Raw genomic sequence first — 8,065 nt, forward strand, 5'->3', positions numbered from 1 at the left:
CCGCCTGATTGGTCAATGCTTGCGCGCCAACATCCCCTCAAGCAAGGGAGCAATCGCGACTGGGGCGTCACCTAGACTTGAGCCTCGCTCGCAATCAGCCTCTTAGGATCGGCCATGCAGCTCTTGAGCACCTACGTCGGTGGCCGAGACAACAACTTCAATCTCCTGCGGTTCACGGCGGCGTTCCTGGTGCTGTTCAGCCACTCGTTCGCGCTGTCCACCGGCGATGCGAAGACCGAACCGCTGCGCGCCTGGCTCGGCATGACGCCGGGCTCCATCGCGGTCGACGTGTTCTTCATCACCAGCGGCTTTCTCGTGACCGGCAGCCTGCTGGCACGTGGCAGCGTGATCCAGTTCCTCGCTGCGCGGGCGCTGCGCATCTACCCCGGCCTCATCGTGGCCGTGCTCGCCACCACGCTCGTCGTCGGCCTCTTCTTCACCACCTACCCCTTCGGCGAGTTCCTGTGGATGCGCGACACCTGGTCGCACGTGTTCCGCAACACCACCTTGATCTCGCCGCGCGGCACCTCGTTCCACCTGCCAGGCTCCTTCCCCAACCTGCCCTGGGCGCAGGTGGTCAACGGCTCGTTGTGGACGCTGCCCTACGAGGTCCGGATGTACGCCACCCTGGCGGTGCTCTGGCTCGCGTTGTCGTTCCTCAAGAACCACCGGCGCGTCTGGATGGGTCGCGTCTCCGTGCTCGTGGCCGTGCTCGCACTCGCCTGGCACTTCACGACGCGTGGCCAGAGCCAGCTCACCGCCGGGCCGCAGCTCACGGCGATGTTCTTCATCGGCAGCGCGATGTACGCCTACAAGGACCGCATCCCGATGGTGGGGGCCGCGTTCTGGGTGGCGCTCGCGGTGACCCTCGTCGCGTCGCTCGACCAGCGTGTCTTCTTCTACTTCTACATGGTCACCTTGCCGTACATGGTGATGTTCCTCGCCTTCGTGCCGGGTGGTGCGGTGCGCGGCTTCAACCGGATGGGCGACGTCTCCTATGGCCTGTACATCTATGCGTGGCCAGTGCAGCAGATCTCGGTGGCGCTGATCCCGGGCATCGGGCCCTGGCAACTCTTTGCGGTGTCGTCGGTGGGGACGCTGGTGCTGGCGTTCCTGTCGTGGCATCTCATCGAGAAACCGGCGCTGGCCCTGAAGGACTCGGTGCCGAGCCGGCCGGGTCGGCTTCAGAACGCCCAGGGGTGACGTGCGGCGGATCCCGCGTGCATGGCTGCTGGCCTTGGCAGCGTTGCTGGCAGCGACTGCGCTGGCCGGTGCGTATGTCTGGAAGCGGTCATCGGGCGGCCCCCCACGGCAGGTGTTTCCGCCCGAGCCGCTGACGACCGACCCTTGGGGCCGGCTGCTGGCCTATCCCGGCAAGCAGGCGGTGGCATGCCCCGTTCAAGACGAGTCGACGGTCGTGCTCATCGTCGCCGGGCAATCCAACGCCGCCAACAGCGGTGCGCTTCGCCACACGTCGCGCCACGGGTCTCGCGTCGTCAATTTCCTGGACGGTCGCTGCTTCGTGGCGGCGTCTCCTCTGTTGGGCGCCGATGGACGCAGCGGCGAGTACTGGACGCTCCTCGCCGACCGGCTCATCGACGAGGGCAAGGCACGTCAGGTGGTGCTGGCGCCGTTCTCGGTCAACGGCACCCGGATCGAGCGGTGGCAGCCAGGGGGCGAGCTCCATGCACCGTTCCTGGCGATGCTCGGGCAGCTGCGCGCGGTCTATCGTCCGTCACAGGTGTTGTGGCACCAGGGTGAATCCGATTTCCTGCTGGGCACGACGCAGACGACCTATGCCGATGCCTTGAAGGCCCTGGTGCTCGGTGTGCGTTCAAAGGGGATCGAGGCACCGTTCCACGTGGCCGTGGCGTCGCGATGCCTGCTCTCGGCATGGCGTGCCGACAACCCCGTGGCCCAGGCGCAGCGCGCCGCGCCCGACGCCGCGCTTCGCATCCTGCCCGGCCCCGACGCCGATGCGGTGTGGGCTGACGCGCACCGATTCGACGACTGCCACCTGTCGGCTGCTGGGCAGGCCGAGATGGCCGAGCGGTGGTTGGGCGTCTTGCGCTGAGCCGCGGCGCTTATCCGGCGACCACGGCTTGCGGCGGAGCCGCTGGCGGCACGTACTCCGTGCCCGAATAGAACGGCGAGCCTTTGGCCATGCCGCGTGCGCGCATCAGCACAGTCAATTCATGCAGGGCGCGCAGCTTGCGTTTCACCTTGATGGCCAGCGTGCGCTGGCTCGCCGGTTGCTGGCGGGTGCGCTGCGCGACCCAGGCGAAACGGCTGTCGGCCGGGGCCTTGCCGTGGCGCTGCTCCAGGGCCTCGATCACGCCCAGCACCTGCTTCTGGTTGAAGACGTCGTACTCCGACAGTGCCGTCCAGGCCCGGTCGTCCCCCAGGTGGAAGGTGAGCCGCTGGTGCAGGTAGGTGAACATGCGAAAGCCGCTCAAGGCATCGAGGTTCGCGAGCAGGGCGTAGTCCCACCACGGTGCGCCGATGCACACGTCGTTCAGGATCAGCTGCGGGATCCAGGCGCGGGGGAACACGAAGCAGTCATGTCCGTGGTGTGACTTGCCCGGGTGCTGGTAGGCGAGCGAGATCTGGGCAGGCTCCGACGTGACCTTCGGGATGGTGCGCCGATTGACGATCACGGCGCGAGACGGGTCGCGGCGCATCAGATCGTCGAGCACGCGGTAGAGGAAGGGTTGCGGGCTGATGTCGACGTTGGTGAAGACGATGTAGTCGCCACGCCCGTGCTCATGCGCCGCGTTGAGCAGGTCGGCCACGAGCGGGAAGGTGCGCGGTGGCGTCATCGGGTGCACGTCCTGGATGGTGCGCGTGATGGCCGGCACGGCGCGGGCGGGCGCCTCCACCGAGGGCAGATCGCGCGGCTCCACCAGCGCCAGCACTTCCACGCCGAGGCCATGCCGACCTGATTCTTCCTGTGCGTTGCGCAGGGCCTGGAAGGTCATGCGCTGCGCGATGTCGTGTTCGGTGCCGGGCTTGGCGGTGAACGGGTTCAGCAGGTGGGTGAAACGGACGTGGGCCATCCGCGGATTCTAGGAAGCGCCCCCAGCCTCGGCCTCCCCGGAGATGCGGGTTCGTGCGCTTGCGCATCGGGGTTGCGAAGGCGCTTCACGGGGGCCCCGCCGGGCGTGCGAAATATGGCACGTGTGCTGTGTTTCATTGGTAGCGTGCAGCGTTTCACACGCTTATCTAGGGGGTCCGGGGCATGCTGGTTGCCGCACATAATTCCTCGGGTTTTTGCGTAGCTTGGGCTCACCAGCGAACGCATTCACGCGATCGATTCACGTCAAGCACGAGCGCGGTGCAACCCTCCTCCAAGCAGGTCATCACGTCGAGAAAACATGGCGAACTCAGTGCGTAGCGTCCTCATCGGGTCTGAATCTCTGCTGATCCAGTGCGGTCAGGTCCTCGAGCAGGCAGGCCACCAGATCGTGGCCGTGGTCACGACGCGCGCCGCCATCCGCCGCTGGGCCGCCGAAAAGGGCATCCGCGTGCTGGCCGACTCGGCCGCGCTGCTCGCCGCACAAGACATCCGCCCCTTCGACTACCTCTTCTCGATCACCAACCTCTCGGTGCTGTCGCCCGAAGTCATTGCGATGCCCACGCGCGCCGCGATCAACTTCCACGACGGCCCGCTGCCCGAGTACGCTGGTCTCAACACGCCCGTCTGGGCCATGCTCAACGGCGAAGGCCGTCACGGCATCACCTGGCATGTGATGACCGACAAGGTCGACCAGGGCGACATCCTCGTGCAGCGCCGCTTCGATCTGTCCGAAGGCGAGACCGCACTCACGCTCAACACCAAGTGCTTCGAAGCCGGCATGGAAAGCTTCGAGGAACTGGTGAAGGGCCTCGCCGACGGCACGCTGCAAGGCCGCCCGCAGACCGAAGGCGTGCTGAAGTACTTCGGCCGCAAGGACCGCCCTGAAGCGGCTTGCGCCATCCGCTGGGACCAGCCTGCGTCGAAGATCGCGACGCTCGTGCGCGCGCTCGACTTCGGCACCTACGCCAACCCGATCGGTGCGGCCAAGGCGCTCTACAACGGCCAACTCCTGCTCGTGCCGGAGCTCAAGCTGCTGGAAGACCGCTCGGGCCTGCCGGCCGGCACCATCGTGTCGGTCAACGACGCGGCGCTGGTCGTCGCGACGGGTGACTTCGATGTGCAGATCCCCCGCCTCGAGACGCTCGACGGCAAGCCGCGCTTCCTCAACTGCCCGGTGCTGAACCTGCGCAGCGGCGCCCGCTTCGAGGTGCTCGATGCGGCGGCAGCCGACCAGCTGAGCGCCATCAACGCATCGCTGGCCTCGCACGAAACCTTCTGGCTGCGCCGCCTCGAAACCCAGACCTCGCTCGAGCTGCCCTACATCGACCGCAGTGCCGCGCCGGTCGCCACGCAATGGCAGCAACTCGACGCCGCGTTGCCGGCGGGTGACGCCGATGCGCGCATCGCCGCCCTCGTGGGCTACCTTGCACGCCTCACGGACAAGGATGGCTTCGACCTCGGCTTCGCCGACCCCGCGTTGCGTCGCGCCGTGGGTGCAGCGCCGGCCTGGTTCGCACAACAGGTGCAGCTGCGTGTCGCGCTCGACTTCTCGCGCGGCTTCGATGCGTTGCGCAAGGCCGTTGCCGACGAACTCACCACGCTGCGCAAGCGTGTGGGTTATGCCAGCGACATCGTCGCCCGCTCGCCCGAGCTGCGCACGGCGGCCGCCCAGAAAGACCCGCGGGTCCAGCCCGTGGCGCTGCTGATCGTCGACCAGCTCGACGATGCGGTCGCGCTGCCCGGCAGCGAACTCACCATCGCTATCACCGCCGATGGCACGCAAAGCCGCTGGATCTTCGACGCGGCCAAGCTGGCGCGCGGCACCGTATCGGCGATGCAGCAGCAAGCCGCCGAGCTGCTGAAGGCGGCCGAGGCCGATGCCTCGCGCGCCCTCGCCGAGCTGCCCCTGTGGGACGCCGCCGAGCGCAGCCGCGTGCTCGACCAGTGGAACGCCACCGACGCGCCGGCGCGCACCGATGCCTGCGTGCACCGCCTCTTCGAAGAGCAGGCCGCCCGCACGCCGAACGCCACGGCCGTGACCTGCGAAGACCAGTCGCTCACCTACGACGAACTCAACCGCCGCGCCAACCAGCTCGCGCGCCGCCTCAAGTCGCTGGGCGTCGGCCCCGACGTGCTGGTGGGCCTGTGCGCCGAGCGTTCGGTCGAAATGATGGTGGGCCTGATCGCCATCCACAAGGCCGGCGGCGCCTACGTGCCGCTGGACCCGAGCTACCCGAAGGACCGCATCGCCTACATGGTCGAAGACTCCAAGGTGCCGGTGCTGCTGACGCAGGACCGCGTGGAGTTGCCCAAGCACAGCGCCAAGGTCATCAAGCTCGACACCGACTGGGCCTCGATCGCCACCGAATCGGCCGAACCCTTCGACGGAGGCGCCGAGCCGCAGCACCTGGCCTACGTGATCTACACCTCGGGTTCGACCGGCAAGCCCAAGGGCGTGATGGTCGAGCACCGCAACGTCGTCAACTTCTTCGCGGGGATGGATCACCACCTCGGTGAAGACCGTGCCGGCACGTGGGTCGCCGTCACCAGCCTGAGCTTCGACATCTCGGTGCTCGAACTCTGCTGGACGCTCACCCGCGGCTTCCACGTCGTCATCGCGACCGGCGAAGAACGCTCCGGCGCCGCGCCGCGGGGTGCGGCCGCCGCCCGCCCGCTCGACTTCAGCCTCTTCTACTTCTCGGCCAACGAAGCCGAAGGCGAGGGCCAGGAGAAGCACGACAAGTACAAGCTGCTGCTCGAAGGCGCCAAGTACGGCGACCAGCACGGCTTCTCGGCCGTGTGGACGCCGGAGCGCCACTTCCACGCCTTCGGTGGCCTGTACCCGAACCCCGCCGTGGCCGGTGCCGCGATTGCCGCGGTCACCGAGCGCATCAAGATCCGCGCCGGCAGCGTCGTGCTGCCGCTGCACCACCCGCTGCGCGTGGCCGAGGAGTGGTCGGTCGTCGACAACATCTCCAAGGGCCGTGTCGGCATCTCGTTCGCATCGGGCTGGCAGCCCAACGACTTCGTGCTGAAGCCGGAGAACTTCGCCGACAACAAGAACATCATGCTGCGCAACATCGAGACCGTGCGCAAGCTGTGGCGCGGCGAGAAGTGCAGCTTCCCCGGTGCCACCGGCAACGAGGTCGAGGTGGGCATCCTGCCGCGCCCGGTGCAGAAGGACCTGCCGTTCTGGGTCACCTCCGCCGGCAACCCCGAGACCTTCATTGCCGCCGGCAAGCTCGGCGCCAACGTTCTGACCCACCTGCTGGGCCAGACGGTGGAAGAACTCGACGGCAAGCTCGCCGCCTACCGCAAGGCCTGGAAGGACGCCGGCCACCCGGGCGAGGGCTACGTGACGCTGATGCTGCACACCTTCGTCGGACCCGACGAAGCCGAGGTGCGCGCCAAGGTCAAGCAGCCGCTGATCGACTACCTGAAGACCTCGCTCAACCTCGTCAAGCAATACGCCTGGTCCTTCCCCGCGTTCAAGAAGCGCGAGGGCATGGATGGCCCCAACTCCACCGCCAGCCTCGACCTGCAAAGCCTCAGCGACGAGGAGATGCAAGGGCTGATGGAGCACTCGTTCAACCGCTACTACGAGACCAGCGGCCTCTTCGGCACGCCCGAGAGCTGCCTGAAGCAGGTCGATGCGATCAAGGCGATCGGTGTCGACGAAGTGGCCTGCCTGATCGACTTCGGCGTCGACTCGCCGTCGGTGCTGGCGCACCTCGAATACCTGAACGAGCTGCGCAAGAACGCCACGCCTCGCCGCGCGGCCGCGACCGTCAACACCGACTACTCCATCCCCACGCTGCTCAAGCGCCACCAGGCCACGCACCTGCAGTGCACGCCGTCGATGGCGCGCATGCTGCTGCTCGACCCGGCGGCGGCCGACGGCCTGCGCGGCCTCAAGCGCATGATGGTCGGCGGCGAAGCGCTGCAGGCGCCGCTCGCCCGCGAGCTGAAGGGCGCGATCGCCAGCAACGGCCATCTGATGAACATGTACGGCCCGACCGAGACGACCATCTGGTCGTCGGTGCACCGGGTCGACACCGTCGACGGCATCGTGCCGCTCGGCAAGCCGCTCGCCAACCAGGCCATCTACATCCTCGACACGCGCCAGCAGCCCACGCCGGTGGGCGTGCCGGGCGAGCTCGTGATCGGCGGCAAGGGCGTCGTGCGCGGCTACCTGCACCGCCCCGAGCTGACCGCCGAGCGCTTCCTGCCGCACCCGCTCAAGGGCGCCGCCGGTGGCCGTGTCTACCGCACCGGCGACCTGGCGCGCCTGCGCGACGACGGCTCGATCGAATTCCTCGGCCGCTTCGACCACCAGGTGAAGGTGCGCGGCTACCGCATCGAGCTGGGCGAGATCGAAGCCTCGCTGCTGAGCCACACCGGCGTGCGCGAGACGGTGGTGGTCGCACGCGAAGACACGCCGGGCGACGTGCGCCTGGTGGCCTACATCGTGCCGTCGGCGAAAGACAGCGCACCTGCCGCCGAGCTGAAGGAGCACCTGCGCGCCCGCATGCCCGACTTCATGGTGCCGGCGCACTTCGTCACGCTCGACGCGCTGCCGCAGACGCCCAACGGCAAGATTGACCGCAAGCAGCTGCCTGCGCCCGAAGCGAGCAAGGCACCCGTCGCGACCGAAGCCTTCGTGGCCCCGGCGAGCGACCTCGAAGAGCAGATCGCCGCCATCTGGAAGGACGTCCTCAAGCTGCCGCAGGTCGGCGCACGCGACAACTTCTTCGACCTCGGCGGCCACTCGCTGCTGGCCGTGCAGGCGCACCGCCGCCTGCGCGACACCCTGCAGCGCGACATCTCGATCACCGACATCTTCCGCTTCCCCACCATCCAGAGCCTGAGTGCCTACCTGGGCGAAGGTGGTGTGGACGACGCCGGCGCGAAGGCCGGCAATGCGCGCGCGCAAGGCCGCCGTGCCGTGCTGCAACAGCGCCGCCAAGCCTCGCGCGTCTGACCGAAAAA

4 protein-coding genes are annotated in these 8,065 nt (G+C 67.9%); 3 read left to right on the plus strand and 1 reads right to left on the minus strand.

From position 1 onward, the window contains the following. Window positions 1-114: 114 nt before the first annotated feature. Both JI745_RS21555 and JI745_RS21560 read left to right on the plus strand, forming a co-directional pair. Complete coding sequence (locus JI745_RS21555) at window positions 115-1,203, plus strand: acyltransferase (RefSeq protein WP_201811664.1); 1,089 nt, start codon at window positions 115-117, stop codon at window positions 1,201-1,203. Between the two features lies 1 nt (window position 1,204). Further along, window positions 1,205-2,074: a sialate O-acetylesterase gene (locus tag JI745_RS21560; RefSeq protein WP_201811666.1), complete on the plus strand. Its 870-nt coding sequence runs from the start codon at window positions 1,205-1,207 to the stop codon at window positions 2,072-2,074. A 10-nt stretch (window positions 2,075-2,084) separates the two neighbouring features. Here the strand turns inward: JI745_RS21560 and JI745_RS21565 are convergent, their stop codons facing one another. Continuing rightward, window positions 2,085-3,056 carry a hypothetical protein gene (locus tag JI745_RS21565; RefSeq protein WP_201811669.1) on the minus strand — a complete coding sequence of 324 codons (972 nt, stop codon included), beginning with the start codon at window positions 3,054-3,056 and terminating at the stop codon, window positions 2,085-2,087. 318 nt (window positions 3,057-3,374) lie between these two features. On the opposite strand from JI745_RS21565, the gene JI745_RS21570 reads away from it, so the two are divergent. Next, a complete protein-coding gene (locus JI745_RS21570) occupies window positions 3,375-8,057 on the plus strand; it encodes a MupA/Atu3671 family FMN-dependent luciferase-like monooxygenase (protein WP_201811671.1) in 4,683 nt (1,560 codons plus the stop codon). Window positions 8,058-8,065 lie beyond the last annotated feature (8 nt).

The organism is Piscinibacter sp. HJYY11 (assembly GCF_016735515.1).
GTDB lineage: Bacteria > Pseudomonadota > Gammaproteobacteria > Burkholderiales > Burkholderiaceae_C > Rhizobacter.

What these genes read in the sequence shown, in the direction of transcription:
- JI745_RS21570 (WP_201811671.1), top strand. Translation starts at nt 3,375, where the DNA reads ATGGCGAACTCAGTGCGTAGCGTCCTCATCGGGTCTGAATCTCTGCTG.
- JI745_RS21565 (WP_201811669.1), bottom strand. Translation starts at nt 3,056, where the DNA reads ATGGCCCACGTCCGTTTCACCCACCTGCTGAACCCGTTCACCGCCAAG.
- JI745_RS21555 (WP_201811664.1), top strand. Translation starts at nt 115, where the DNA reads ATGCAGCTCTTGAGCACCTACGTCGGTGGCCGAGACAACAACTTCAAT.